Below are 26,745 nucleotides of genomic sequence, written 5' to 3'. Positions count from 1 at the left end.
CTATTACGGGGCATTTGGGGAAGAGCAGGTGTGTATGAGGGCATCTCGCACAGCGTCGAACATGGCGCCGTCCGCGTACAACCCTGACGGGGGGAAACGTGTCCAACAGGCGTGGCAGAGGTTCTCGATATCACAGTGGTGGGCCCGTTGCGAGGCGCTTCGGTGCGCCCGTTCCGGCGGCCCCGCGCACCCGGCGGTGGTGGCATGCCGGTGATCGCGCCCATGCCCGCTGTGCGCGCCGCCCAGCTGCCCTCCCAGCGCGGGGGCGCTGAGGAGACGGTGGCAGCTGGAACCACGGTCGACCACCTCACCGAGACCTACCGCGCCCACTACCGTTCCCTGCTCGGCCTCGCGGCCCTGCTGCTGGACGACACCGCGTCCTGCGAGGACGTGGTGCAGGAGGCGTTCATCCGCGTCCACTCCGCTCGCAACCGGGTCCGCGAGCCAGAGAAGACTTTGGCGTATCTCCGCCAGACCGTGGTCAACCTCTCGCGCTCGGCGCTGCGCCGCCGCATCCTCGGGCTGAAGCTGCTCTCGAAGCCCATGCCGGACATGGCGAGCGCGGAGGAGGGCGCGTACGACCAACTGGAGCGGGACGCGCTGATCAAGGCGATGAAGGGGCTCCAGCGGCGTCAGCGCGAGGTCCTCGTGCTGCGGTACTTCGCCGACATGACGGAAGCCCAGGTCGCGGAGACGCTGGGCGTCTCGCTGGGGTCGGTCAAAGCCTACGGCTCCCGCGGCATCGCGGCGCTCCGTGTCGTGATGGAGGCTCAGGCGTGACCGGGTCGGAGCGCCGGCGCGAGCGCGGCCACGAGAACGACCCGACGGGAGACGCGATGGCGAACGGCGGACCCGAGCCGACGCCGCCCCCCGGACTCGACCCCGGCCGCCCGCACCGCGAGCTCGCCCTCCCCGCGCCCGAGGGCGACCCGCGGCCCACGCCGCCCGCACGGCCCACCGAGGAGACCGACGCCGCCGACGTCTCCGGGACGGGAGGGAACCCTCCGGGGGAAGCGCGCGCCGATGCCGCTGATGTCTCCGGGACGCGAGGGACCACCCCTGGGGGAGCGGGCGCCGACGCCGCTGCGGCACCGGGCGTGGCGGCGGGCGCGGGTCCTGCCCGTGAGGCTGGGGCGCGTGCCGAGGGCGGGACGGCCCGAGCAGCGCGTACGAGTGCGCGCCCTGTCCCCGAGGCGCGCACCGGCGGCCTGGCAGGGGGAGGGGCGCGTACGGGCTCGGGTGCGGGGCTGGGCACGGGTGCAGGGCTGGGCACGGGCACGGGTGCAGGTACGGGCTTGGGCCTGGGGGCGGGCGCTGGCTCGGGCGTGGGCCCGGGGGCGGGCGCTGGCGCGGCTCCTGAGGCGCGCGCCGAGGGCTTGAGCTCGACGGGGCGGGAAGCGCGTACGGGCGCGGGCGGGGCCTTCGAGGTACGCGCCGACGGCCTGACGGGCACGCTGACCGACCTCTTCGCGGGCGGTCGTGGCGGGCCGGCCACGACCGAGCTGGACGAGACGGCCCTGCGCCGCATGCTGCACGGCGCCGTCCGGGGGCTCGAACCCGCCCAGGGGAGCCTCGACCAACTCCAGCGCGCCGTGCCGGCCCGCCGGGCCAAGCGACGGCAGGCCGTCGTGGGGGCCGCGGCGGCTGCCCTGCTGATCGGCACCGCCGTCCCCGCGTTCGTCCACGTCGCGACCTCCGGTGGCTCGACCACGGCCCGCCCCGCCATCGTCGGCCACGGCGAACAGGCCCAGGGTGGCAACGGTGTCGAGACCGGACCGGAGGAGCGCCGCCAACAGGCCGTGGAGCCCAGCCATCGGGAGAGCGAGGGGGGCATGGGCGCGCCCGAACCGCACCGGAGCGCCTCACCGGGGATGGGCGCCGACCCCGAGGCCACCGCCACGGGCCAAGCCTCCGCAGCCCCGCGCGACGAGCCCGCTGCCCCGACCGTCTGCGACCCGAGCCAGCTCGGGGTCGACTCCGCCGGTGTAGACGCGCCGGAGGCCGACGGCACGGTCTACGGCCGCTTCAGGATCGCCAACGTGTCGGGCACGGACTGCACGGTCACCAGCAACGGCACCGTGGGCTTCACCGCTCTCGGCGCCGCGGACCCGCTCAAGATCGACGTCGTCCAGCACGCGCCGGGAGACGCAGCGCCCGGTTTGCCCGATCCAGGGCAGGAGCCGGAGAGGGTGCTGTTGAAGCCGGCCATGGCGTACGAGGTCCGGTTCGCCTGGGTCCCCACAGAAACCTGCCCGACCGTGGCCCCCTCGCCCAGCCCCAGCCCGTCGGTGGACGGCGCCGGAGGAACGGTGGGCGAGGGCGCCGAGACATCGGCTGCGCAGACCCAGATGCAGCCCCAGATGCAGGCGCAGTCGCTGGGCAAGGACGGCGGAGGCACGGCGGACGGCGGCATCACCGTGACGCACACCCCGGAGTCGGGCGCGCCCACCGCGGAGGCGAAGATCAACAATGCCTGCGCGGGCACGATCTACCGCACCGGAGTCCTGGCCACGTCCTGACCCGCCCCGGGGCCCGCGCCTCAGGGCCCTGTTCCCGGAGTCCTGTCGCTGGAGCTCTGTTCTCGGTGCCCTGTGGCCCCGACCCCTGCGTGCGCTCCAGGTGCTACGGGCCGACCCCGGGGCGCTGCGGGGGGCTCCGGGTGCTGCGGTCCCGGGGTGCTGCGGAGGCTCCAGGTGCTACGGGTCCGGGGCCCTGCGGAGGCTCCAGGTGCTACGGGGCTGCGGGCTCTGCGTGGCCGTGCGACACGGTGGCGGGCTATGCGCGACTGCGGGGCCGTGCGGCACGGTGGGGCTCTGCGTGAGCGTGGGGCCGTGCGACACGTCGGGGTTCTGCGTGAGCGCAGGGCGGCCCTGCGACACGTCGGGGTTCTGTGTGACCGCGGGTCGGCCCTGCGACACTTCGGGGCCCGGCATGACCGCGGGGCCCCGCGACACTTCAGGGCCAGGCATGACTGCGGGGCCTCGCCCGGCCTCGGGGCCCGGCGCGACTGCGGGGCCCTGCGCGGCCTCAGGGGTTTCGTCCCGCCTCGGGTCCGGCGCGACTGCGGGGCCCTGCGCGGCCTCACAGGTCTTGCCCGGCACCGGAAACCTGAGTGACTTCGGGGGCCCTGTAGGGCTCCGGCCTGTGCGAGCTTTGCGACGCCTCCGGACCCTGCTGCGAGACCTGCCGCCGTCGGGCCCTACGAGGCCCCGGGCCTTGCTGCGAGGTTGCCCGAGCGGCTGGGGCCGGGACCGCGCCTTTCCGGAGCCGTCGCGTCGTCCGGGGCCGAACCGCGCTCTCCCGGACCGTCATGTCGTCCGGGGCCGGGGTCGCGTCCTCCCGGACCGTCATGTCGTCCGGGGCCGGGGTCGCGTCCTCCCGGACCGTCATGTCGTCCGGGGCCGGGGTCGCGTCCTCCCGGACCGTCATGTCGTCCGGGGCCACCGTGTCGTCGGGCGTCGCGGGAGCCGACGGACACCTGAGGCTACGGAGGCCGACGATGCGTCAGGCGGCGACCGACCGTCCGCGGCCCGTGGGTCGTCCGGGGCCGTGCGGCCGCTCAGGCCTGCCGGGCTGTGTCCGGGGCCGCAGGGCTGTCCGGGGCTGCGGGGCCGCCTTGAGCCGGCAGGCCCTCCGGGGTCGCCGGGCCGCCCTCAGCCGGCAGGCCCTCGGGGGCGAGGCCGAGCGCGAGGTCGCGGGCGGCCTCGGCCTCGCGGCGGACCAGGCGGAACCACATGAAGAGCACGAAGCCGGCGAAGACGAACCACTCGCCCGTGTACCCCAGGTTCTGGAACGCCTTGAGGTCGAGGCCACTGCCCTGCGGAGCCGCTGCGGGCACCGGCTCCATCGCACCGCCCGTACCGCCCGCCTCGCCCTCTGGCAGTGTCACCCAGGCGTCGTACACGTCGTACGGGACGAGGTTCACCAGGGTCGCCGCGCTGATCATGCCGAGCTGCCCCGCGGGCAGCCCGCCTCTGACGTCGACGCCATCGCTGTGCATGTTCTCGGACGCCTGGAGGTCGCCGGTCACCGTGACCTCGCCCTGCGGCGTGGCGGGCACCCGGGCGCCGCTCGCGGAACCGGGCATCCACCCGCGTACCACCGGAAGCGCCTTGCCGCTGTCCGTGCGCAGCAGGTTCAGGACGTAGAAGCCCTCCCGGCCGTCCAGCTCACGGCCGGGCACCAGGAACTGGTCGGCGTACGTTCCCGTCGCGACGGCCGGACGGCCGGACGTCACCTTGTCGACGGGCAGCAGCTCGTCCAGGGGTTTCGCGGCCCGTGTGCCGGGGTCGGGTCGCTCCTCCGCCTGCTCGTGCGACTGCACACGGTCCTCGAAACGGCCGAGCTGCCAGGTGCCCATGAACACGCAGAACGGGATGGCCAGCACGACGAAGAGGTTGATCCCCCACCATCGCGGGGTCAGCAGGAACCGGTACACCCCTCCACGGTACGGTTCCCCGCCGCGGTGGCCCGGAGCGGGGTCGGCGATTTATCCCCCTCTTACGCCGGAACCGGCCCCATACCCCGTCGGCGACCCCGCCCCGCCGAGCTCTGCCGGCCCGCCCCGCCGAGCCCCGCCGACCCCTGCCGGCCCGCCCCGCCGAGCCCTGCCGGCCCCTCCCGCCGGGCCCAGCGAGGCCCCCGTCCCGCCGGGCCCAGCGAGGCCCCCGTCCCGAGATCGACGAGGCCGCCGCGCCGGTGCCTGGCACAGCCGGGAAGCGCGCCCCTCTCCCCCTCAGCGCTCCGGGGCGGTGCCTCCTCCCAGGTGCTTCAGCGCGAACTCCAGCTCCAACCGGACCTGCTTGATGCGCTCCTCGACCACGAGCGAGCCGTGCCCGGCGTCGTACCGGTACACCTCGTGCACCGCGCCGCGTGCCGCCAGCCGGTCCACGTAGTTCTCCACCTGGCGGATGGGGCAACGCGGATCGTTGACGCCCGCCGAGATGTAGACCGGGGCGCGCACCGCGTCGACGTACGTCAGGGGCGACGAGGCCGCGAAACGCTCGGGCACCTCCTCCGGCGTGCCGCCCAGCAGCGTGCGGTCCATCGCCTTCAGGGCCTCCATCTCGTCGTGGTAGGCCGTGACGTAGTCCGCGACCGGCACCGCGGCCAAGCCCAGCGCCCAGGCGTCGGGCTGGGTGCCGAGGCCGAGCAGGGTCAGATACCCGCCCCACGAGCCGCCTGCCAGGACCAGGCGCCGCGGGTCCGCGAGGCCGGACTCCACCGCCCAGTCCCGAACGGCGGCGATGTCCTCCAGCTCGATCAGCCCGACCCGGTGCTTCAGCGCGTCCGTCCAAGCGCGGCCGTACCCGGTGGAGCCCCGGTAGTTGACCCGGACGACGGCGAAGCCGTGGTCCACCCAGGCGGCCGGCCCGGAGGCGAAGGCGTCACTGTCGTGCCAGGTCGGACCGCCGTGGATCTCGAAGACGGTGGGGAAGGGGCCGTCACCGGTGGCGGGCGTCTGCACAAGGGCGTGGACGCGGCCTCCTGGCCCCTCCACCCACGCGTCCTGCACGGGCACCGACTGCGGGGCCTTCGCCCCTGGCGGGTCCAGGACCACGGCGCCGCTCGTCGAACGCACCTCGGGCGGCTGCGCGGCCGAGGACCAGAGATACTCCACTTCGCCGTCCGGGCGGGCCGTGGCGCCCGACACCGTGCCGGCGGGGGTCTCGACACGGACGGGCTCCGCCGCCCCCGGGACGTACCGCCACAGCTCGCTGCGGGCCTCGAAGCTGTGCTCGATGAGCAGCGCCGAACCGTCCGGATACCACTCGGCCCCCACATCTCCCGGCAGGTCGATGGGGAGAGCGGTCTCCGAGCCCGTGACCGGGTCCCAGATCATGGGCTCCCAGCGGCCCCGGCGCTGATGTCCGACCAGGAGCCGGCTGTCACCGGCCACCGGGGCGAAGCCCAGCACCGCGAGCCCCAGCTCCTTGGTGCCGCCCTCCGTGTCGTCCAGCTCGGCCACCGTGGAACCGTCCGGCCGCACCACGCGCAGGGCCGAGTGCATCGCGTCACCGTGCTCCGTGTGCTCCAACGCGATCAACGTGCCGTCGTGGGAGAGGTCGCCGACCCCGGCGGACTCCCGGTGGCGGTAGATCTCCACAGGGGCGCCGCCCGGCTGGGGCACCAGGTGGACCGTCGTGCCCTCCTCATCGGTCGAACGGCCGACCACCGCCGAGCCGTCGCGGCCGATGGCGAGTCCCGCCGGATACGAAGGCGCGAGTCCCGGGACGGCGGGCTCGTCCTCCCCGCCGCCGAAGGGCTGGCGCATCCATACCCCGAACTCGTCGCCGTCGGTGTCGCTGAACCACCAGATGGCTTCGCCGTCGGGCGTCAGCACCCCGTCGGTCGTTCCGTTCGGCCGGTCGGTGACCTGCCGCTGCTCGCCGCTCACCCGGTCCCATGCGTACAGCTCGTAGGTCCCGGTGGCATTGGACACGAACAGAGAGCGGTCAGGCGCGTCCTCGGCCCAGTCGGGCAGGGACACCCGGGGCGCGCGGAACCGCTGCTCCCACTCCGGCATGGTCGAGGCGTTCTGTGTTTCGCTCATGCCCCCATACAACCCGATCGGCCACCTCGGCGGGGACCCTGTGGATAACCTGTCCGCGACCCCGCCGACCGTCTCCCCGGCTGTGGATATCCAGTCGCACCCCCGACCCTCGTGCGGGTACGTTCCCGCCCATGTACTCCCCGACACCGGACGACTGGCAGGACGCCAACCGCGCGCGCTGGGACGAGCGCGTGCCGATCCACGTGGCAAGCGACTTCTACGAACTGGACGCCTTCCGCGCGGGCAAGGACGTCCTGCGCGCCTTCGAACTCGCCGAGGTCGGAGACGTCACCGGGAAGACTCTGCTGCACCTCCAGTGCCACATCGGGGTGGACACCCTGTCCTGGGCGCGCCGAGGTGCGGCCCAGGTCGTGGGGCTCGACTTCTCCGAGCCCGCCGTCGAGGCCGCCCGCGACCTGGCCGCGACGCTGGGCCTGGGCCCGGACCGGGCGGCGTTCGTCACGGCCGATGTGTATGACGCGCCGACCGCCGTTCCCGATCCCGCGTACGACATCGTCTACACGGGCATCGGGGCGTTGAACTGGCTCCCCGACATCCCGCGTTGGGCCGAGACCGCCGCCTCGCTGGTCGCCCCGGGAGGTTTCCTCTACCTCGCGGAGTTCCACCCGCTGACCGACTCGATGGACGATGCGACGGGTTCGGTGGTCACCGATGACTACTTCAGCAGCGAGGCCTGGGTGGACGAGACCCCGGGGACGTACGCGGACTCCGACGCGCCGACGGTGCACAACCGCAGCGTCGAGTGGCAGCATCCGGTGGGAGAGGTGGTGACGGCGCTCGCGGCGGCGGGCCTGCGCATCGAGTTCCTCCACGAACACGACGTGTCGCTCTTCCCCAGGTTCGGCGCGCTGGAGCGTCACGCGGACGGCTGCTACCGCTTCCCGGCCGACCGGCCGCGTATCCCGCTGATGTACTCGATCAAGGCGTCGCGCCCTGCACCACATGAGAGGTAATGCCAGGTCAGGGCGGTGTGCCCCGGCTCTCCCGGCCGATTGTCAGTGGCAGGGGTCACACTCGTTCCCATGACCGACATGACAGGCGGAACGACGGGTGGGGCACAGGGCGGGGCCGTGGGCAGGGCCGGAGCCGGTGGTATCGGCGCGGCCGGTCTGCGCGCGGTGGTGGAGGCGTACTGGGCGGCGGCGGACGTCCGTGACTGGAGCGCGTTCGCCGAGACCCTCGCCGACGATGTGGTGTACGACCTGCCGCAGACGAGGGAGCGGATTCGCGGCAGCGAGCGGTACGTCCGGTTCAACCAGGAGTATCCGGGGGACTGGCACGTGCGGGTCGAGCGAATAGTCGCCGACGCGGAGGGCAGGCAGGCCGCCGCCCGGACCGAGTTCACCGCGCCTGGGGAGGAGCCCGAAGAGATGGACGCCATCCACTTCTTCACCTTCGACGAGCGCGGACGGATCACCGGGGTGACGGACTTCTGGCCCGAGGCGTACGAGCCCCCGGTGGGCCGCGAGCACCTGGTCGAGCGCTACTGACCAGGTGCCGCAGGCGGCGTCATGGAGCAGGCGGCGCTGAGGGGCGTGGCGGGGGAGCGGCGGTTCACCCTACGCACCGTGCACGGGCACGTGGTGAACCGCCGTGGACCCAGATCCTCTTTCTTCTCCTTCTGCTACACGGCCGAACGGAACGCGGGCAGGTAACCACCCGACTGCCCTGCCGCCTTGGGGTGGTAAGAGTTGTGGATCGGCACGGTCACACTGTGGAGCCAGGCATCACCGGAGCACAGTTCATGGCCGGTGAACTCGTCCACCACGCTGGAGAAGGTGAACCCGGCGTCGGCGGCCCGCTTGGCGAGGACGTCGTTCAGCACGTCCGACGCGTTGTTGATCGCGGACCGCTCGGTGTCGGTGAGGCCGACGATGCAACGGCCCGGCAGCTGGTAGAAGCGGGGGTATCCGAGCACCACCACCTGAGCCTGCGGGGCGCGGTCGCGAATGCTCCCGTAAAGAGAATCGAGGGCGCCGGGAAGCGAGTTGTTCATCCGCGCGACGGCGGCGTTCACGCTGTTGACGCAGACGGCCTCACTCGAAAGCACGCAGTCCGTCATGACGTCGGCGAACCCGACGTCGTTGCCCCCGGCCGTGACGCTGACCAGCGACGTCGACGCGTTGAGCACACCGAGCTGGTTGCCGGCCACGGACGAGGTGGTCGCTCCGGAACAGGCGACGAAGTCGAACGAGGCGGGGGAGTTCGCCCTCGCCCACAGATGGGGATAGGCGTTGGCGCTGCGTCGGCAGTCACCGCTGTCGGGGAGGTAGTTTCCGGCGCCGACTCCCGAGGAATAGGAGTCGCCCAATGCGGCATAACCGCCCGCGGCTGCGCCCGAACCCGCCGCGGATGCCGGCCCGGCAGCGCCGAGGGAGATCGCGGCCGCGACGGCGAGCGTGGAGACGGATGCCCAGAACCTGCGTACTGACATGGCTGCCAGCCCTTCGAAGTGTGGGGGGTGTTGAGGCGTGGGGGAGCGCACCAGTTTCTAGCAGCTCGCGGTACCCGCGGGTAATGCCTCAGCGAGAAGTCGTCTGATATGCCCGAATGGTTGTTCGGCTGGTGATGCTTCGCGCGTAGATAAACCCGCAACTAGCAATCGCGAAGGGGGACTTGGCGTGCCAAAACTGTGCGCAGACGTAGCTGGATCGGCGGAGATCCGGGGCGCGTGCAGCGAGATACCGGCACAGGGCGCTGGGCAAGTTCAGCCGAAAGGGGCAACGTGCCCCGCGCCTGCCGGGCGCTGGGTCCGGCGGGACCTCGGCCATTCGCTGACGCGTGGTCGCTCGGGAAGTCGAGGGCGACGCGGCGGAAGCACAGAACCCGTCGCAGTGTGGCCCCGGCAGGTCTGCCGCGTGACCGGCGTGATGTACGAGAGTGGTGATGCGCGCGGACGTCTCGGCGGAGCGCAGGCTCAGGGGCGACAGCAGCTCTGCAGCAGGCCGAGTTCACCGGCGGTTCGGCGGGGATCGGCGCAGGCGACGGAGAGGTGAGCCGGACAACCGACTGAGATGTGCCAGCCCGCGCCCGACCGTGAAGGCCATCACCCGGCCGTGTGGCCAGTGGGCTGGCCGCGAAGACGACGTACTGCGGGCCCCGGCGTGAAGCGGGACTCAGACCAAGGCCGCGTGGGACCTTCGCCCGGAGGGGCGTCGCCAGTTCGGCCGGTTAGGCCAGGTCATCGGGGAGCTGTCCGACTTCAGCGCGGCAGAGAGCCGGCCGACCGCGCACCCACGGTGTCCGTGCCGACGTCGGACGATGGCGCTGAACGTTTCCACCAAGGCGTCCATGGCGACCCCGAGGCCGCCCGCCGGCTCCGCCGGCCCACTCGACGGCTCCGGGGCACATGGCTTCACCAACGACGAGGGAGAACACCGCCTGCCTCAAACGGCCGAGAGCCTTTCCCCGCGAGCCCCGCCGCCGGTAAACGACCCGGCGGTGTGGCACCCGGGTGCCATACGATTGCGGCGGCTCGCAGATCCGGCCGACACCATGCGTGACACGGCTGAGCGACCTTGCGCGGTCGCGTCCTCCCGACTTCGGCCCGCCGTGGCACTGCCGCCGGCGTCAACGTACGAAACGGAGCATCCAAGGATGGCTCGACACCTGGTAACCAGCGCGCTTCCCTACATCAACGGGATCAAGCACCTGGGCAACATGGTCGGGTCGATGCTTCCGGCGGACGTGTACTCCCGGTACCTCCGCCAGCGTGGTCATGACGTCCTGTACATCTGCGCTACTGACGAGCACGGGACGCCCGCCGAGCTGGCGGCCAAGGCGGCCGGCACGTCGGTGGCGGAGTTCTGCGCGCAGGCTCACGACGCGCAGAAGGCCGTGTACGACGGTTTCCAGCTGGCCTTCGACTACTTCGGGCGTAGTTCTTCGCAGCAGAACGTCGAGATCACTCAGCACTTCGCGCGCAAGCTGTGGGAGAACGGCTTCATCGAGGAGCGGTCGATCCGCCAGGTGTACTCGCCGGTCGACGGCCGTTTCCTCCCCGACCGGTATGTCGAGGGCACCTGCCCGCACTGCGGCTACGACAAGGCGCGCGGCGATCAGTGCGAGAACTGCACGCGCGTTCTGGACCCGACCGACCTGCTGGACCCGCGCTCGGCGATCAGCGGCTCCACGGAGCTGGAGGTTCGCGAGACCAAGCACCTGTTCCTGCTCCAGTCGAAGCTCCAGCACGAGGTTGAGGCGTGGGTGGCCCGGCACGAGGCCGACTGGCCGCAGCTGTCCTCCTCCATCGCCCGCAAGTGGCTGACCGAGGGCCTGCACGACCGGGCGATCACCCGCGACCTGGACTGGGGGGTGCCGGTCCCGGCGGACACCTGGCCGGAGCTGGCGGCCGAGGGCAAGGTCTTCTACGTCTGGTTCGACGCCCCGATCGAGTACATCGGCGCGACGAAGGAGTGGGCGGACGCCGCCCCGGACGGCGAGAGGCGCGACTGGAAGTCGTGGTGGTACGAGGCCGACGACACCGTCCGCTACACCCAGTTCATGGCGAAGGACAACGTCCCGTTCCACACGGTGATGTTCCCCGCCACCGAGCTGGGCGTGCGCGAACCGTGGAAGAAGGTCGACGTCGTCAAGGGCTTCAACTGGCTGACCTACTACGGCGGCAAGTTCTCCACCTCCCAGAGGCGGGGCATCTTCACCGACGCCGCGCTGGAGACACTCCCGGCCGACTACTGGCGCTACTTCCTGATCGCCAACGCCCCCGAGTCGGACGACTCCTCCTTTGCCTGGGAGCACTTCGCCGCCACAGTCAACAAGGACCTGGCCGACACTCTCGGCAACTTCGTCAACCGCGTGCTCTCCTTTTCCCGCAAGCGCTTCGGCGACGAGGTCCCCGCAGGCAACGAGGCAGACGAGGCGGAGACGCGACTCGGCGAGGAGATCGCCCACCTCCTGGCCGAGTACGAAGAGCACATGGACGCCCTCCAGTACCGCAAGGCGGCTGCCGCGCTGCGGGCTCTGTGGTCGGCGGGCAACTCCTACCTGGAGGAGAAGGCCCCCTGGCTGGAGATCAAGACCGACCCGGTGGGCGCGGCCCTGACCTTGCGCACGGCGATGAACCTCATCCACCTCTACGCGATCGTCTCCGAGCCGTTCATCCCGGCCTCGGCCGCCGCCATGCGGAGTGCCTTCGCCCTGGAAAGCGACACCGCGACCTGGGTGACCGCCGAGCAGGCCAAGTCCCTGGACGCTGTCCCGGCCGGTACAGCCTTCACCGTGCCGCCGGTGCTCTTCGCGAAGATCTCCGAGGAGGACCTGGAGTCCCACCGCGAGCGCTTCGGCGGCGCTGATGCCTGAGCCAGGGACCGGTCACGATGGGCTGAGGGCTTCGAAGGGCTTTCAGCCGTCGAGGAGGTGCCGGAGCTCGTCCTGGCGCAGGCGCTGGTCCGGGTCGGCGGTGTCCCCATCGAAGCGCACGCCTTCCCTGATCAGGAGGGATGCGGCGGTGTCCGTACGCGATGGGTCGGGCCACTGGAAGCCGGGGCTGACCTTCCCGGCGGCCGTGAGGACGCGCCAGGGGGTGGGGCATCGACCGCAGGTGGCGAGGTGCTGACCTATGGGGACGGCATGGCTCCCGACCGCCGCCGCCAGGTCGCCGTAGGTGGCCCACCGCCCCGCCGGGACGCCGCTGAGCAGAGTGTGCAGCCCGGTTCAGGTTGGGGGGTGCAACGGTGGGGCTGCCCCCGACACCCGGGTGTTGCCTGCAGAAGTGGGTGTCGCACCCAGGCGAGCGCCGACTCAGGCCGGGTCGACGGCTGGCCGGGACCCCCTGGTGCCGGGACCGAGGCATGTCCGGACCCGGTGGGGCCCGACGGGCGGCGGTCTCAGCTCGCCGGGGCGGACACGGCGGCGTGCAGCTTCCGCACGCCAACGGCATGAGGGTGCCGCTGCGCCAACTCGGTCACGATGCTGCGGATCGCGGGGCGGTCTCTCACCTCGCCGGGGCTTGCACGGTGGGCGTCGAGCAAGGCGCGGGCGGTCTGCTCAGGGCGGCCCCACGCCCACCAGGCACGGGCCATGTCTGTGCCCAGGCGTGCCTTCCGCTCAGCCGTGGGGAAGTGCTCGGGCCGAAGGTTCCGCCCCGCCTCCAGGGCGGCGCCGGCGTCGCCAAGGGCCCAGTGGACGCCGACGGCGTAGAGATCCACGGCGGCCGGGCTGATGGGGAGGATACGCCCGGCAGGCGCCTGGAGCGGCAGGCGCCGTGCGGCCCGCCGTGCCTCCTCGGCCATGGCCAGGGCCTCCCCGCGCCGGCCTCCCCGAGCGGCGGTGTAGGCCAGGGTGCACAGCGTCTGCGCGTAGGCCGACGAGGCCGCGTCCGTCCGCAGCCCTGTCGCCTCCACCCGGGCCGCGGCCGACTCCATGAGGGTTTGGGCTTCCTCGCCCCGGTCCTGGTGGCGCAGCACGATTGCGAGCTCGCGGTAGGCAGCAGCGGCGGCGAGCGGGGACCCGGACACCTCGGCCCAGGTGCGCGCGCGGTCGGCGGTGAGGCGAGCCTGCTCGTACGAGCCGAGCTTGATCAGCAGGGCGGCGCTCAGGCTGTAGACGGAGGACATTCGGGCCTGGTCCAGCTCGCGGCGCGAGGAGGCAGCGGCGTGCCCGTCGGCCAGGAGGCCCGGCAGCAGACCGAGGAGCTGTGTGTGGGCCCCCTTGTCGTAGAGGTCGCGGGCGGAGGCCAAACGGGCGTCCAGGGCACCCCTGCCCGTGGGCGGCGGGGTGTCGGCCAAAGCCCGGTCCATGCCGAGCAGCATGGCGGCCGGTACGGTCGCCGTGGCGGCGAGCAACGAGCGGCGGCGCATCGGGTCCTCCTCGGCGTGCGGACTGGCCGACACTCTAGTGCTGGCCAGTCCGGAAGGAGCGGGGGGTGCCAGAGAACTCACCAGGACGTGTCGAGGAACGCCCACCGTGGCGGCGGCCCGGTGAATGAGCGTCAGGTCGGTGACCCGGGTGCGGCGTTCCATCCGCGAGACCGTCGCCGCCGAGCACCCCAGGTGCTCGCCGAGTTCGGCGAGCGTCCATTCTCGGTGCTCACGGCCCAACCGTACGAGTCCGCCCGGTTGTCGCCGGGCGACTAACTCCCTGACCTTCGCGCTGTTCCAGAGCGGGTCACCGGGCACTGGTCCCTCCCCCTGCTACACGACCGGGGGCCACCACGGTACGGGCGCGGGACGGCGTCCGTCGAGACCGCTTGCACGACGTGCAAACACCTTGCAAGGAAACCCAGTTGGTCACCGGCCGGGTGCCGGATGCGGTGTTCTCGTTACATCGCCCCCATACCTCGTGGGGCACCATCCAAGGGAGGCACCATGGCAACCGCAGTCGACACCCCCGTCGCCACCGACCCGGTGACCGGACCGGCCCGCTCCCCCCGTGACATCGTGCCGGCGGACCTCTGGGAGAAGCAGGTCGGCCTGCTGATGCGGGACTACCCGTACGACTCCGTCATGGCCACCCGCGTCCTCGGCCAGGGCTACGCCTACCTGCTCACTGCCATGTCCCTCCGGGGCCAGGGCCTGGGGCTCGCCCCGAGCAAGCTGGTCGACATCGGCGCCCACACGATCATCCTGGACACCGTCGCCTACGCCGAGCTGTGCGACAAGTACAACGGCGGGTACTTCCTGCACCACGTGCCCGAGGTCGAGATGAAGGACGACGGGTCGGTCATCAAGACCGCCCACCTCGTCGCCCGCGCCGGTTGGGAGGTGGACCTCCCGCTGTGGGAGGACGCCGCCGACTGCGGCCCCTGCCACCCGGGCAACGACTCGCACTGAACCTCACCTGAGGCCCTCGTCGGTCCGGGCCCACGGCTCGGGCCGCCGAGGCACGCCCGGGTGACTTTCGCCCGGACCGGCAGCAGCCTCCGCGCGGTGTCGCCAGGATGACGCGGGTGACGACCACGACCACAGACCTATGGCACCACTACGGCCGGGCCCGCGCCGCTCAGGACCACGCCGTCCCCGACTCCTTCCGCTGGACCTGGGATCAGCAGGACGGGCCGGGCCCGGAAGTCCTCGGCGACCTCACCGGCAAGACCGTGGCCGACCTCGGCGCTGGCGCCGCCCGCCACGCCGCGCACCTGGCCGTGCACCACGCCCCGAACCGGATCGACGCCGTGGACGCGTCCACGGCCCAGCACAGTATGGCCACCGCCCTGTACGCTGACCTCGCTCCGCCCCTGCACTTCGTCCACGCGGACGTCGTCGCCCACCTTCGCGTGAACCCGGGCGCCTACGACGTGCTTTACAGCCTCTTCGGGGCGGTGGACTTCACCGACCCCCGCGAGCTGCTCCCGGCCGCCGCTGACGCGCTCCGCCCCGGTGGACACCTGGTCTTCTCCACCCTCGCCCACTACCTGTCCGGCAAGCCCGGGCAGCCGGATGTCACGGCCGCCGAGGTGCCGGCGAAGGCCCCGGGGGGTGAGAGCGCCACCATGCACCGGTGGGTGCTGCAGGAGCACGTGTGGACCAAGGTCCTGGCCCAGGCCGGGTTCACCGACATCCGCGTCGAGGAGTTGCCCGCTGGCGACGGCCCCCGGCCCGCCGCCACCCTCCTCGTCACGGCCGAGCGCCCCGCCACCTGAGGCCGGGCCGGGGAATGCCGCTGCCCCGGGCCCAGTTTCCCGGGCTCCGGGGCCGCGGTGCGTTCGCGCTGAGGGTCAGCTGAGGCGTGCTGGCTGCCGATCAAGGGCCGACTGACCCGTCACGGGCTCCGCCACGGCCACCGCACGCTCCCGGGGGGCTGGGTTGCCCGAAGGTTCTCGCGGACGAGCGCCTGGGCCACGAGGACAGATCGGTCAACGCCCGGTACACCCCCGTGACGGACACCATGCGCGCGCTCCTCATGGACCAGCTCACCGAGGTCTGGCACGAGCCCCTGGACGACCGGCTGCTCCTCCCCCGCGCTCCCCGGCCCCGATCCTCGACCGGCTCTTGCAACAGCGCGCCGCCGAGCGGTGACACCTCGTTTCAAGATCACACCCAGATGACACCCAGATACAACGCAGTCAGGGCCGGTCTCCCTAAGGGGAAACCGGCCCTGACCTGGTGTTTCAGCTGTCGGGGTGGCGGGATTTGAACCCACGACCTCTTCGTCCCGAACGAAGCGCGCTGCCAAGCTGCGCTACACCCCGATGTCCACCGGTCTCCCGGCGACATCGATTACTCTAGCCCACCGGTGGCCGGAGGCGAAATCCGGTTTCTCCGGTGCTGGGACCAGCCCGTCACACGCGGCCCGAGGCGGCCCATGACGGCGATCAGGTTACTCAGGGTGACGGAGGAGGGCTGAGGGGTGGGGCCTGAGAGGGAGGGCTTCCGCGCAGCCGTATGTGCCGACGCTTCCCGCGCCCACCGCGTACGCCGAGACCTGCTTGCCGAGCGGGGCGCCCCCGCCATGCACCTGCCTGCCCCCGCCTGCGCCTGCGGGGGAGCCCTGCCGGGAGCCCCGCGGGAAGTCCTCAGGCCTTGGGCGCCAGGGTCAGCAGCGTGGCCTCCGGCGGGCAGGCGAAGCGGACCGGGGTGTAGCGGTTGGTGCCGCAGCCCGCGGAGACGTGGAGGTAGGCGCGCCGGTCGCCGACCGTGTGGGTGGACAGGCCCTTGACCCGGTCGGTGTCGAGGTCGCAGTTGGTGACCAGGGCCCCGTAGAACGGGATGCACAGCTGGCCGCCGTGTGTGTGGCCGGCGAGGACCAAGGGGTAGCCGTCGGCCGTGAAGGCGTCCAGGGAGCGCAGGTACGGGGCGTGGACCACGCCGATGGAGAGGTCGGCGGAGGTCTCCGGGCCGCCCTGGACCTCGGCGTAACGGTCCCGCTTGATGTGCGGGTCGTCCAGACCGGTGAACGCCAGCTCCAGACCGTCCAGCGTGAGCCGGCCGCGGGTGTTCGACAGGTTCAGCCAGCCCGCCTCGTCGAAGGCGTCGCGCATCGGCTCCCACGGGTTGTGCACGACGCCGACCGCCGGGGCGTTGCCGTTGAGGCCGTGCTTGCCCTGGGCCTTCTCCAGGAGGTAGCGGGCCGGGTTGCGCAGCTTGGGGCCGTAGTAGTCGTTGGAACCGAAGACGTACACCCCGGGGAACTCCATCAGCGGGCCGAGCGCGTCGAGCACCTCCGGCACGGCCTCTGGGTCCGAGAGGTTGTCGCCGGTGTTCACCACGAAGTCGGGGCGCAGCCCGGCGAGCGACTGGAGCCAGGCACGCTTCTTGCGCTGGCCGCTCACCATGTGGATGTCGGAGACCTGGAGCACGCGCAGCGGGCGGGCCCCGTGCGGGAGCACGGGAACGGTGACCCGGCGCAGCCGGAACGAGCGGGCCTCGAATCCGGCGGCGTAAGCGAGGCCGGCAGCACCGACCGCTGCGCCGACTGCCGTGACTTTCAGGGGTACTCCGAAGCGTGCGCGCATGTGCCCATCGTCGCAGACCCGGCGGGGCCAGCGGAAAACCGGCGGGCGGCGCAGGCGCTGTACCTGTCACAATCGCCGCATGACCACGCTCAAGTCCAAGCTCAAGGAAGACCTCCACACGGCCATGAAGGCGCGTGACGAGCTGACCTCGTCCACCCTTCGGCTCACCCTCACCGCGATCACCAAGGAAGAGGTCAGCGGCACGTCGGCGCGTGAGCTCTCCGACGACGAGGTGCAGAAGGTGATCGCCAGGGAGGCGAAGAAGCGCCGCGAGGCGGCCGAGGCCTTCGCCCAGGGCGGCCGGACCGAGCAGGCCGAGCGGGAGCGGGCGGAGGGAGCACTGCTCGACGGCTACCTGCCCCAGCAGCTCAGCGACGACGAGCTGAACGCCATCGTCGCGTCCGCCGTCGAGGAGGCGAAGGCCGCCGGGGCCGAGGGGCCGCGAGCGATGGGCGCCGTCATGAAGATCGTCAACCCGAAGGTCGCCGGGCTCGCGGAGGGCGGCCGGGTCGCCACCGCGGTGAAGAAGCTGCTCGCCGGCTGAGTCCGATGAGCGCGCGGTTCGCCACCGCGGAGACGGCGAGAGGGTGGGGCGCCCCACCCTCTTGTCGCCTGTGGCTCCGGGCCGGTCAGGGGCCGTTCGTCGCGCCGCCGCGCCGACCGCGCGGGCCGCCGTCGCCGTCGCCGGTCCTGCCCGGGAGACCGAGGCCGGGGAACGGGTCGCCGTCGCCGGGCTTGGCGTCCTCGTCGCCCCGGTCGCGGTTCCGGCCGCCCTCGTCCCTGTCCTTCTCCTTGTCCTTCGCCCGGGGGACGGAGACGGAGTTGAAGGAGGGGGTCTCGGACGCGTCCAGCGCGCCGGTCATCGCGATGCGCCAGATCGGGCCGGGGAGGCAGCCGCCGCAGACCTTGGGGTAGTACTGGCCGCCGATGGTGACGTCGAACATCTTGCTCTTCTCGCCGATGTCGTCACCCACCCACACCGCCGTGGAGAGGTTCGGCGTGTACCCGACGAACCAGGCGTCCTTGCGGTCGTTGGTCGTACCGGTCTTGCCCGCGTTGTCCCGGTCGCTGAGTCCGGCCCGGGTACCGGTGCCGTCCTCGACGACGCCCTTGAGCATCTGGTTGATGGTGTCCGCGGTCTTCTCGCTCATCGCCCGCGAGCACTTCGTCTCGGGGACCTTCAGCTTCTTGTCGTTCGGGTCGGTGATCGACTCGATGGCGATCGGCGTGCAGTACGTGCCCCGATTGGCGAACGCGGCGTACGCGCCGGCCATGGAGAGCGGGGTGCTCACCTCGCCGCCGAGGGTGATCGAGGGGTACTCGCCGATCTTCTCGCCGTCGCCGCGCTCGTAGCCGAGCTTCTTCGCCATCTCCACGGTCTCGCATAGACCGGCCTGCTGCTCCAGCAGCGCGAAGTAGGTGTTGATGGACTTGCCGAGCGCGCTCGTCATGTCCCAGGTGCCCTTCTCGGACTCCAGCTCGTTCTGGAGGGGCCAGTCCGCGTATCCGGCGGGGGAGCCGGAGCAGTTCGTGAAGTCCTCCTCCTTCAGGGTCATCTTCCAGTCCGTCGTGAACGACGTCGCCGGGCTGATGCCCTTCTCCAGTGCCGCCGCCGCGGTGAACGGCTTGAAGGTCGAGCCGACCTGGAAGCCGTACGTGCTGCCGCCCATCTTGTTGCTGACGGCCAGGTTGAGCACGGTCTCGTTCTGGCTCTGGTCCAGGCCGTACGGGCGGGACTGGCCCATGGAGAGGATCTTGCCGCTGCCCGGCTCCACCTGCACCACGGACGCCGCGAACTTGTCGTCCTTGTTGACCTTCGCGGTCGCCGCCTCGTTGGCGGCCTCCTGGGCCCGCGGGTCCAGCGTGGTCCTGACGGTCAGCCCGCCGAGGTTCCAGAGCTTGGCGCGCTCCTCTTCGGTCTCGCCGAAGGCGGGGTCGGTCAGGATCGTCTTGCGCACGTAGTCGCAGAAGAAACCGGAGCCGCTGACGGCCGTGATGCAGCCGTTCTTGGGCCGTGAGACCTCCAGTGCGAGCGGGGTCTCCATGGCCTTCTCGGCCTCGGCCTTCGAGACGCTGCCGACCGCGGCCATCCGCTGCAGCACGATGTTGCGGCGCTTGGTCGCTTCCTCGATGTCGTTGACCGGGTCGTAGCGGCTCGGCGACTGGACGAGGCCGGCGAGCAGCGCGGCCTCCTCCAGCTTGAGGTCCTTGGCGTGCTTGGAGAAGTAGCGCTGGGACGCTGCCTCGACGCCGTACGCCTGCTGCCCGAAGAACGTGATGTTGAGGTAGTTCTCCAGGATCTTCTTCTTGCCGAGCTCTTCCTCGACCTGGATCGCGTACTTCAGCTCGCGGATCTTGCGGCCGAGCGTCTGCTGCGTGGCCTCCGCGACCTTCTCCGGGTCGTCGCCCGCTTCCTCGACGAACACGTTCTTCACGTACTGCTGGGTGAGGGTGGACGCGCCCTGCGCGGTACCGCCCACCTGTACGTTGCGGTTCATCGCCCGCAGGATGCCCTTGAGGTCGACCGCTCCGTGCTCGTAGAAGCGGGAGTCCTCGATCGCGATGATCGCGTCCTGCATGTACGGCGAGATGTCCTTGAGCGGGACGACCGTACGGTCACGGGAGTAGACCGTCGCGATGGGGCCGCCCTCGCGGTCCAGGATGGTGGTGCGCTGACTGAGCGGCGGGGTCTTGAGGTTGGAGGGGAGCTCGTCGAATCCTTCGACCGTCCCCTTGGCAGCGAGCCCCAGTGCTCCGGCTGCGGGCAGCGCGATGCCTGCCAGCACAGCTCCGGAGAGCGCGGCGACACCGAGGAACTTGGCGGCCTGCTGGGTCGTGGTGAGACCTCCGCCCGAGCGGTTCTTTGGCATGGGGGCAGCCTAATCCGTAATTATGAGCGTTCCGCAGGAGCATGGGCTTCTCGGAGCGTTCGAGTACCAGACCGTGACATCCAGGTGCAGCCGGGCCCCACGGAGGCCCCAACGTAGATCGGTGCGCGGTCTGGTGCGAGTGGTGGTGGCGGTCACGTAGGACGAAGGCAGCCGATCATTCGTCCATGAGAGCCGAAGTGCAGACGTTCGTCGCCGACGGCCCACTCCCCGACGGCCCACTCCCCGATTGGGACGCGAGCGAAGAAGACATCGACAGACGTGACCAGCAGCTCCGCGCGATCGCCAGGCCGGTCACGGGAGAGGAGGCGAAGGCGCTCGTTTCCTGCTTCGGCCGCGACGACTGCTACGGCGTCGCCTGGACACTCCTCCACCTCATCGAGACCGGCCCGAACCCTGTCCTGACCACCGGCCCCGGACCGGACTCCAACGAGTGGCACCAGCGCCTCTACGACCGAGCGGTGAACGGAGGCCTCGCCCCCTGAACTTGACGGCGTAGCAACGTGAGGTGTCTACGTTTCCATTCGCCGGACAAGCGTATAGGCCTTGGCCTAAGCTGCTCTCAACTGTCACAGCAGTCCGGCGTCGTATCAAGCCCCGCGCAACCCCATGCGCTTCTTCTGGTCATTCTTCACCCGGCCGACGCGCAGCCGCATGGCCCTTCCCGCATGCGCTACGGCGTCCCCGAAAAGCCCGGTATGGCATGGAAAGTCCCTTGCGACTTGAGTGGACTGTCCCGTTTTGATGGTGATGGTCGCGCATGTCCTCGCATCACTCCCCTGGGTGATCTGCCGCATACGCATAGTCCGTTCGGACCATTCAAGATTGGGCCCGAAGGGGGTGTTGTGGTGTTCCCCCCTTCCGTAACGTCCTCAACTGGCAGCGGTGAATATGCCGCTACCGCCGTGGGGGAGCCTCGATTCGGGAGAGGACGGCGCCGGGATGGGCTGGGTAACCGACTGGAGTGCGCAGGCAGCCTGCCGCACTACCGATCCGGATGAACTATTCGTACAAGGGGCAGCGCAGAACAGGGCCAAGGCGGTGTGCACCGGATGCCCGGTGCGGACCGAATGCCTGGCCGACGCGCTGGACAATCGCGTCGAGTTCGGTGTGTGGGGCGGCATGACGGAACGGGAGCGCCGCGCGCTCCTGCGCCGTCGGCCGACCGTCACGTCCTGGCGTCGACTGCTGGAGACCGCGCGTAGTGAGTACGAGCGGTCCACCGGCATCCTGCCCGGCGTGATCGAGTTGGAGGGCGAGGAGCTGCACGAGACGTACGCCGCCGTGGGGTAGGCGGGTGCTCGGCGGAGAGGCAGACCGGAGCGGGGTGCTGTGGGAGGTGCACCGCTTCGGACGGCGTCAGCCGTACAGGGCCGGCCCGGCCGCCGTCCGCAAGCTCCGGAAGGCGATCACGCGGGCCGGGCGAACCGCGGAAAGCGTGCGTACGCCTGCCTGTGCCTCGTAGGCCTACGGGTGACCGCGCCCTCCGGGAGGTTGAACGGCTCCTGCGCCAGGGGCTTACGCTCCCGCCGGAGTCGGCCCGGAACCGGCCGCGAGGCGGGTGCCGATGGCCCGGAGGCCGTCCAGATCGTGCACGTCACCGGCCAGCGCCGCCACGGTGGTCACCGGCACCTCCGGATGCTGTGCCGTGAACCGGTCGCGGGTGCGGTGCTCGCGGGCGACGACCTGCATGCGCTCGGCGTGCAGCCGCAGCAGGCCGGCCGTCAGTTCCTCGACGCCGACCCCCCCGGCGTCACTGATCCCGGTGTCACTGATCCCGGTGTCCCTGGTCTCGGTATCGACGCTCTCGCTGTCGACGTCCTGTGCATCGGGGGCACTTCCGTCGTCCCTGACGGAGCTGTCGCCGTCGGCAGCGGCACCGTCCCGGGCAGTGGCGTCACCCGCATGGGTGCTCGGGCCGTCCTGACTGGTCTCGTCCTGGTCGCTCTCGGGCGTGGTCGCGGGGCGGTCGGTCGTCTGTTCGGGCCGGGGCGCGTGCTCCGCTTCGAGCTGACGCCCCTTCGCGGCGGAGCGTGGCGGATCGGTCGTTCCGGGGGCGGTGACCGCCGGGTCGGGGGCCACCCGGTCACCAAGGTCAGCCTTCCCTGTCCCCTGATCCACCATGCGGGCGGCGTCAAGATTTTCTGCGGCCGTCAGGGCCTGCTCGGCGGAGAGCCGTGATGCCTCGCTCCCATGCACCCGGTTGAGGACGAGGCCGGCCAGCGGCATGTCCTCCGCGGCCAGCCGTTCCACGAAGTAGGCGGCCTCGCGCAGCGCGTCCTGCTCCGGGGTCGCCACCACGAGGAAGGCCGTGCCGGGCGCCTGGAGCAGCTTGTAGGTGGCGTCGGCGCGGCTGCGGAAGCCGCCGAACATGGTGTCCATCGCGGCGACGAAGGTCTGGACGTCCCCCAGGAACTGGCCGCCCAGCAGTTTGCCCAGCGTTCCGCTCATCATCGACATACCGACATTGAGGAACTTCATGCCCGCCCGGCCGCCCACCTTGGCGGGGGCCGTCAGCAGCCGGATGAACTTCCCGTCGAGGAACGAACCGAGCCGCTTCGGCGCGTCCAGGAAGTCCAGCGCGGAGCGCGAGGGAGGGGTGTCGACGATGATCAGATCCCACTCGTCGCGGGCCCGCAGCTGCCCGAGCTTCTCCATCGCCATGTACTCCTGCGTCCCGGCGAAGCCGGAGGACAGCGACTGGTAGAAGGGGTTCTCCAGGATCGCGCGGGCCCGTTCGGCGTCCGCGTGCGCCTCGACGGTCTCGTCGAAGGTCCGCTTCATGTCGAGCATCATGGCGTGCAGTTCGCCGTCGCCCGCGATGCCGTCGACTCTGCGGGGGATGTTGTCCAGCCGGTCGATGCCCATGGACTGGGCGAGCCGGCGGGCCGGGTCGATGGTGAGGACGACGACCTTGCGGCCGCGCTCCGCCGCCCGTACGCCGAGCGCGGCGGCGGTCGTGGTCTTGCCGACCCCGCCGGAACCGCAGCACACGACGATCCGGATGCCCGGGTCGTCCAGCAGCGCGTCGGTGTCCAGCCCGTCGTCCGCCGACCGAGCGGCGGGCGACGGGTCGGCGGACGTGCCGCGGGCCCTGCCGGGCGTGACCGGTGTCATACGTCCCTCTCTTCCGCCGCGCCCTGTTTCCGGAGCTCCACGGCCAGATCGTGCAGCGCGGCGAGGTCCATCCCGTCGCCGACCAGCGGCAGCTCGGCCGTCGGCAGCCCCAGGCCGGCCAGCACGGCCCGCTGCTCCCGCTCCAGGCCGACCCGCTCGGCGTGTTCCGCCGCCTGCTCGACCAGCGGGCGCACGAGAGCGGCGGAGCCGGTCACCCCTGCCCGGGTCAGCGTCTTGGCGATCTCCTTGCGACGCCCGCCCGCCGCGGTGCGCAGGGCGTCCTCGTCCAGCACGTGCGGGCGCACCATGTTCACGATGACGCGGCCCACGGGCAGTTCGGCGGCGCGCAGTTCGGCGATGCCGTCCGCGGTCTCCTGGACCGGCATCTCCTCCAGGAGCGTCACCAGGTGGACGGCGGTCTGCGGGGACTTCAGCACCCGCATCACGGCCTGGGCCTGGTTGTGTATCGGGCCGATCCTCGCGAGCCCGGCCACCTCGTCGTTGACGTTCAGGAAACGGGTGATGCGGCCGGTCGGAGGGGCGTCCATGACCACGTGGTCGTAGACGAACCGGCCCTGCTTGTCCTTGCGGCGTACGGCTTCGCACGCCTTGCCGGTCAGCAGGACGTCCCGGACGCCGGGGGCGATGGTGGTGGCGAAGTCGATCGCGCCGAGCTTCTTCAGCGCCCGGCCCGCTCCGCCGAGCTTGTAGAACATCTGGAGGTAGTCGAGGAGCGCGCGTTCGGCGTCGATCGCCAGCGCGTACACCTCGCCGCCGCCGGGCGCGACGGCGAGCTTGCGCTCCTCGTAGGGGAGTGCGTCGGAATCGAAGAGCTGGGCGATGCCCTGCCTGCCCTCGACCTCGACGAGGAGGGTGCGCTTGCCCTCGGCCGCGAGGGCGAGCGCGAGGGCGGCGGCGACCGTGGTCTTACCGGTACCGCCCTTGCCGCTGACGACCTGGAACCTGCTCACGTATTCGAGCCTAACCAGTCGAGCCCCGGCCTACGCACGGGACCGTACGTGCCAGGCATTACAGTCGGGCCCATGACCAAGTGGGAATACGCGACCGTGCCGCTTCTCGTGCACGCGACCAAGCAGATTCTGGACACCTGGGGCGAGGACGGCTGGGAGCTGGTCCAGGTCGTCCCCGGCCCGAACAACCCCGAACAGCTCGTGGCCTACCTGAAGCGGGAGAAGCCGTAGTGGCGGGCGCCGTCGAGGCGCGGCTCGCCGAGCTCGGCCTGACCCTGCCCGCCGTCGTGCCGCCGCTGGCCTCTTACCAGCCGGCTGTGCGGTCCGGGGTGTACGTCTACACCTCCGGTCAGCTGCCGATGGTGGACGGCAAGCTCGCCGTCACCGGCAAGGTCGGCGCCGAGGTCACCCCGGACGAGGCGAAGGAGCTCGCGAAGACCTGCGCGCTCAACGCCCTGGCCGCCGTGAAGTCGATCGCCGGCGACCTGGACCGCATCGAGCGTGTGGTGAAGGTCGTGGGCTTCGTCGCCTCGGCCTCCGACTTCACCGGCCAGCCCGCCGTGATCAACGGTGCCAGCGAGCTGCTGGGCGCGGTCCTCGGCGACAAGGGCGTGCACGCCCGCAGCGCCGTGGGCGTGGCCGTACTGCCCCTGGACGCGCCGGTCGAGGTTGAGGTCCAGGTCGAGCTGGTCGACGACTGAGCTGACAGCCGGCGAGCGGGGACCTGAGCCGACAGCCGGCGAGCGGGAAGCGGTGGGCGGCGCCCGGCAGGTGGCGCGGGCGCTCGGCCGACTGCGCCGACCGCAGCCGCTTAGGCCTCCGCCGAGATCCCGCCCGGATCTGTGACCGGGCGGGATCTCGGCGTGTACGGGGCCACCGGACCCGGGTGACCGGGGCGGGGCGGGCGACCGGGTGGGCCGGGCGCGGAGGGCCTCAGGGGCGCGCTGAAGCCCCTGTGCCCCTCGAACATCGGCGCGGTTCCGGATAACCTCCGGCCATGTCTCAAGGTCAGTGGTACCCCCCGGAATGGCCCGAGCGGATACGGGCCCTGGCCTCCGGTGAGCTGACGGCCGTGGAACCCCGGCGGGCCGCCACGGTGATGCTGCTCCGCGACCCGGGGGAGCGGGGCGGCGCGGGCGGGCCCGTCGTGCACATGCTCCGTCGCCGTGCCTCCATGGCCTTCGCCGGGGGCGCGTACGCCTACCCGGGCGGCGGAGTGGACCCCCGCGACGACGACCGGCTGATCGGGTGGGCCGGGCCCTCCCTGGAGCACTGGGCCGGCCGGCTGGGCGTGGCGACCGTCACCGAGGCGCAGGCCGTCGTCTGTGCGGCGGTGCGCGAGACGTTCGAGGAGGCGGGGGTGCTGCTCGCCGGGCCGACCGCCGGGACCGTGGTCGGCGACACGACCGGGGCCGAGTGGGAGGCCGACCGGGAGGCGCTGGTGGCCCGTGAGCTGTCCTTCGCGGAGTTCCTGGACCGGCGGGGCCTCCTGCTGCGCTCCGACCTGCTGGGGGCGTGGGCGCGATGGATCACGCCGGAGTTCGAACCGAGGCGGTACGACACCTGGTTCTTCGTCGCGGCGCTCCCCGAGGGGCAGCGGACCCGTGACGTGTCCACAGAGGCCGACCGTTCGGTGTGGATCACCCCGGCGGAGGCGGTGCGCGGCTACGACCGGGGCGACCTGTCGATGATGCCGCCCACGGTGTCGACGCTGCGGGCGCTCACGCCGTACGGGACGGCCGCGGAGGCCCTCGGGGCGGCCGACGACCAGGACATGACCCCCGTACTCGCGCAGGCGCGCCTGGAGGGTGGGGAGCTGGTGCTGACCTGGCCGGGACACGACGAGTTCACCCGGCACGTCTCCACGTCCGACGCCCGGGGCGGCGCCGTATGAGCGACGCAGCAGCCCTGCCGGGGCAGCCGCGCGGAACCGTGGTCTCCGGGCCCGCGACCGCCCGCGCGGTCAACGTGCTGGCGCCCAACGCCTCCGCCATGACGCTGGACGGCACGAACACCTGGGTCGTGGCGGAGCCCGGCTCCGGCCTCGCGGTCGTCATCGACCCCGGGCCGCTCGACGACGTACACCTCCGTGCCGTGATCGCGACGGTGGAGCGGAGCGGGCGGCGCGTCGGGCTCACGCTGCTCACCCACGGACATCCCGACCACGCGGAGGGCGCCGCCCGGTTCGCCGAGCTGACGGGGACGAAGGTACGGGCGCTGGACCCGGCGCTGCGGCTGGGGGACGAGGGGCTGGCCGCGGGCGATGTGATCACGACCGGCGGCCTGGAGCTGCGCGTCGTGCCCACCCCGGGGCACACCGCGGACTCGCTCTCGTTCCATCTGCCCGCCGACCGGGCGGTGCTGACGGGCGACACGGTCCTCGGCCGCGGGACGACGGTCGTCGCGCACCCGGACGGGCGGCTCGGGGACTATCTGGACTCGCTGCGGCGGCTGCGTTCGCTGACGGTCGACGACGGCGTCCACACGGTGCTGCCGGGCCACGGGCCGGTGCTGGAGGACGCGCAGGGGGCGGTGGAGTTCTACCTGGCCCACCGCGCTCACCGGCTGGCCCAGGTGGAGACGGCGGTGGAGGCCGGGCACCGCACCCCGTCGGCAGTGGTGGCCCAGGTGTACGCCGATGTGGACCGGTCCCTCTGGCCGGCCGCCGAGCTGTCCGTACGGGCGCAGCTGGAATACCTGACCGAACACGGGCTGATCGAGAAGCACGGGCGGCTGTAGGGGCGCGGGCCTGGCCGCTGGGGCCGCACAGCGAAAGCGCGGAGC

At 71.7% G+C, this 26,745-nt stretch carries 22 protein-coding genes and 1 tRNA gene; 14 read left to right on the top strand and 9 right to left on the bottom strand.

Going from position 1 to position 26,745, the window contains the following annotated elements; all coding sequences use genetic code 11:
• Positions 1-204 precede the first annotated feature (204 nt).
• Together V9U70_RS25840 and V9U70_RS25835 are read left to right on the top strand one after the other, a co-directional pair.
• Positions 205-780 (top strand): SigE family RNA polymerase sigma factor, encoded by a 576-nt coding sequence (locus V9U70_RS25840; RefSeq protein WP_336679043.1) that lies wholly within the window; start codon positions 205-207, stop codon positions 778-780.
• Positions 781-1,376: 596 nt separating this feature from the next.
• Positions 1,377-2,519: a hypothetical protein gene (locus V9U70_RS25835; protein ID WP_336679041.1), complete on the top strand. Its 1,143-nt coding sequence runs from the start codon at positions 1,377-1,379 to the stop codon at positions 2,517-2,519.
• Between the two features lie 1,040 nt (positions 2,520-3,559).
• On the opposite strand, the gene V9U70_RS25830 is transcribed toward V9U70_RS25835, so the two are convergent.
• Both V9U70_RS25830 and V9U70_RS25825 read right to left on the bottom strand, forming a co-directional pair.
• Complete coding sequence (locus V9U70_RS25830; RefSeq protein WP_336679039.1) at positions 3,560-4,438, bottom strand: SURF1 family protein; 879 nt, start codon at positions 4,436-4,438, stop codon at positions 3,560-3,562.
• Positions 4,439-4,735: 297 nt separating this feature from the next.
• Positions 4,736-6,553: a S9 family peptidase gene (locus V9U70_RS25825; RefSeq protein ID WP_336679037.1), complete on the bottom strand. Its 1,818-nt coding sequence runs from the start codon at positions 6,551-6,553 to the stop codon at positions 4,736-4,738.
• A gap of 131 nt (positions 6,554-6,684) precedes the next feature.
• On the opposite strand from V9U70_RS25825, the gene V9U70_RS25820 reads away from it, so the two are divergent.
• Both V9U70_RS25820 and V9U70_RS25815 read left to right on the top strand, forming a co-directional pair.
• Positions 6,685-7,527: a class I SAM-dependent methyltransferase gene (locus V9U70_RS25820; protein ID WP_336679036.1), complete on the top strand. Its 843-nt coding sequence runs from the start codon at positions 6,685-6,687 to the stop codon at positions 7,525-7,527.
• 168 nt (positions 7,528-7,695) lie between these two features.
• Positions 7,696-8,064: a nuclear transport factor 2 family protein gene (locus tag V9U70_RS25815; RefSeq protein ID WP_336679221.1), complete on the top strand. Its 369-nt coding sequence runs from the start codon at positions 7,696-7,698 to the stop codon at positions 8,062-8,064.
• 134 nt (positions 8,065-8,198) lie between these two features.
• Here the strand turns inward: V9U70_RS25815 and V9U70_RS25810 are convergent, their stop codons facing one another.
• Entirely contained in the window at positions 8,199-9,008 is an 810-nt protein-coding gene (locus V9U70_RS25810; protein ID WP_336679034.1) for an SGNH/GDSL hydrolase family protein, read from the bottom strand.
• A 1,163-nt stretch (positions 9,009-10,171) separates the two neighbouring features.
• Here V9U70_RS25810 and metG point away from each other — a divergent pair.
• On the top strand, positions 10,172-11,893 hold the full coding sequence (metG, locus tag V9U70_RS25805; RefSeq protein ID WP_336679032.1) for a methionine--tRNA ligase: 1,722 nt from the start codon (positions 10,172-10,174) through the stop codon (positions 11,891-11,893).
• A 527-nt stretch (positions 11,894-12,420) separates the two neighbouring features.
• Here metG and V9U70_RS25800 read toward each other — a convergent pair.
• On the bottom strand, positions 12,421-13,710 hold the full coding sequence (locus V9U70_RS25800; protein ID WP_336679030.1) for a helix-turn-helix domain-containing protein: 1,290 nt from the start codon (positions 13,708-13,710) through the stop codon (positions 12,421-12,423).
• Between the two features lie 189 nt (positions 13,711-13,899).
• Here V9U70_RS25800 and V9U70_RS25795 point away from each other — a divergent pair, with 189 nt between their 5' ends.
• Together V9U70_RS25795 and V9U70_RS25790 are read left to right on the top strand one after the other, a co-directional pair.
• On the top strand, positions 13,900-14,364 hold the full coding sequence (locus tag V9U70_RS25795; RefSeq protein WP_336679028.1) for a glycine-rich domain-containing protein: 465 nt from the start codon (positions 13,900-13,902) through the stop codon (positions 14,362-14,364).
• A gap of 107 nt (positions 14,365-14,471) precedes the next feature.
• The gene (locus V9U70_RS25790) at positions 14,472-15,173 is read left to right on the top strand and encodes a class I SAM-dependent methyltransferase (RefSeq protein WP_419724031.1); all 702 of its coding nucleotides are present in this window, start codon (positions 14,472-14,474) and stop codon (positions 15,171-15,173) included.
• Between the two features lie 475 nt (positions 15,174-15,648).
• Here V9U70_RS25790 and V9U70_RS25785 read toward each other — a convergent pair.
• Together V9U70_RS25785 and V9U70_RS25780 are read right to left on the bottom strand one after the other, a co-directional pair.
• Positions 15,649-15,722 (bottom strand) — tRNA-Pro (locus V9U70_RS25785).
• 324 nt (positions 15,723-16,046) lie between these two features.
• Entirely contained in the window at positions 16,047-16,985 is a 939-nt protein-coding gene (locus tag V9U70_RS25780; protein ID WP_336679025.1) for a metallophosphoesterase, read from the bottom strand.
• Between the two features lie 79 nt (positions 16,986-17,064).
• On the opposite strand from V9U70_RS25780, the gene V9U70_RS25775 reads away from it, so the two are divergent.
• A complete protein-coding gene (locus V9U70_RS25775) occupies positions 17,065-17,529 on the top strand; it encodes a GatB/YqeY domain-containing protein (protein WP_336679023.1) in 465 nt (154 codons plus the stop codon).
• Between the two features lie 85 nt (positions 17,530-17,614).
• Here the strand turns inward: V9U70_RS25775 and V9U70_RS25770 are convergent, their stop codons facing one another.
• Positions 17,615-19,855, bottom strand: coding sequence for a transglycosylase domain-containing protein (locus V9U70_RS25770; RefSeq protein ID WP_336679021.1), 2,241 nt, complete (start codon positions 19,853-19,855; stop codon positions 17,615-17,617).
• A gap of 185 nt (positions 19,856-20,040) precedes the next feature.
• Here V9U70_RS25770 and V9U70_RS25765 point away from each other — a divergent pair, with 185 nt between their 5' ends.
• Together V9U70_RS25765 and V9U70_RS25760 are read left to right on the top strand one after the other, a co-directional pair.
• On the top strand, positions 20,041-20,358 hold the full coding sequence (locus V9U70_RS25765) for a hypothetical protein (RefSeq protein ID WP_336679019.1): 318 nt from the start codon (positions 20,041-20,043) through the stop codon (positions 20,356-20,358).
• 457 nt (positions 20,359-20,815) lie between these two features.
• Positions 20,816-21,166 (top strand): WhiB family transcriptional regulator, encoded by a 351-nt coding sequence (locus V9U70_RS25760; protein WP_336679017.1) that lies wholly within the window; start codon positions 20,816-20,818, stop codon positions 21,164-21,166.
• Positions 21,167-21,391: 225 nt separating this feature from the next.
• Here V9U70_RS25760 and bagB read toward each other — a convergent pair whose 3' ends face one another.
• Positions 21,392-22,990: an ATPase BagB gene (gene bagB / locus V9U70_RS25755; protein ID WP_336679015.1), complete on the bottom strand. Its 1,599-nt coding sequence runs from the start codon at positions 22,988-22,990 to the stop codon at positions 21,392-21,394.
• On the bottom strand, positions 22,987-23,961 hold the full coding sequence (bagA, locus tag V9U70_RS25750) for an ATPase BagA (RefSeq protein ID WP_336679013.1): 975 nt from the start codon (positions 23,959-23,961) through the stop codon (positions 22,987-22,989). Before bagA ends, bagB begins: the two co-directional genes overlap by 4 nt.
• Positions 23,962-24,033: 72 nt before the next feature.
• Between bagA and V9U70_RS25745 the strand changes: the two genes are divergently transcribed.
• From V9U70_RS25745 to V9U70_RS25730, 4 genes are all read left to right on the top strand, one after another.
• Positions 24,034-24,192 (top strand): Sp36 family protein, encoded by a 159-nt coding sequence (locus tag V9U70_RS25745; protein ID WP_019992579.1) that lies wholly within the window; start codon positions 24,034-24,036, stop codon positions 24,190-24,192.
• On the top strand, positions 24,192-24,662 hold the full coding sequence (locus V9U70_RS25740; protein ID WP_336679004.1) for a RidA family protein: 471 nt from the start codon (positions 24,192-24,194) through the stop codon (positions 24,660-24,662). Before V9U70_RS25745 ends, V9U70_RS25740 begins: the two co-directional genes overlap by 1 nt.
• Positions 24,663-24,958: 296 nt before the next feature.
• Positions 24,959-25,855, top strand: a complete 897-nt coding sequence (locus V9U70_RS25735) for an NUDIX hydrolase (RefSeq protein WP_336679002.1) — start codon at positions 24,959-24,961, stop codon at positions 25,853-25,855.
• A complete protein-coding gene (locus V9U70_RS25730) occupies positions 25,852-26,700 on the top strand; it encodes an MBL fold metallo-hydrolase (protein ID WP_336679000.1) in 849 nt (282 codons plus the stop codon). Before V9U70_RS25735 ends, V9U70_RS25730 begins: the two co-directional genes overlap by 4 nt.
• Positions 26,701-26,745: the final 45 nt, after the last annotated feature.

The sequence above is a fragment of the Streptomyces pratensis genome, from assembly GCF_037137275.1.
GTDB classification, from domain to species: Bacteria; Actinomycetota; Actinomycetes; order Streptomycetales; family Streptomycetaceae; genus Streptomyces; species Streptomyces pratensis_B.
Note: the sequence above shows the minus strand (reverse complement) of the source record. Positions and strands in the feature narration are given on the sequence as shown.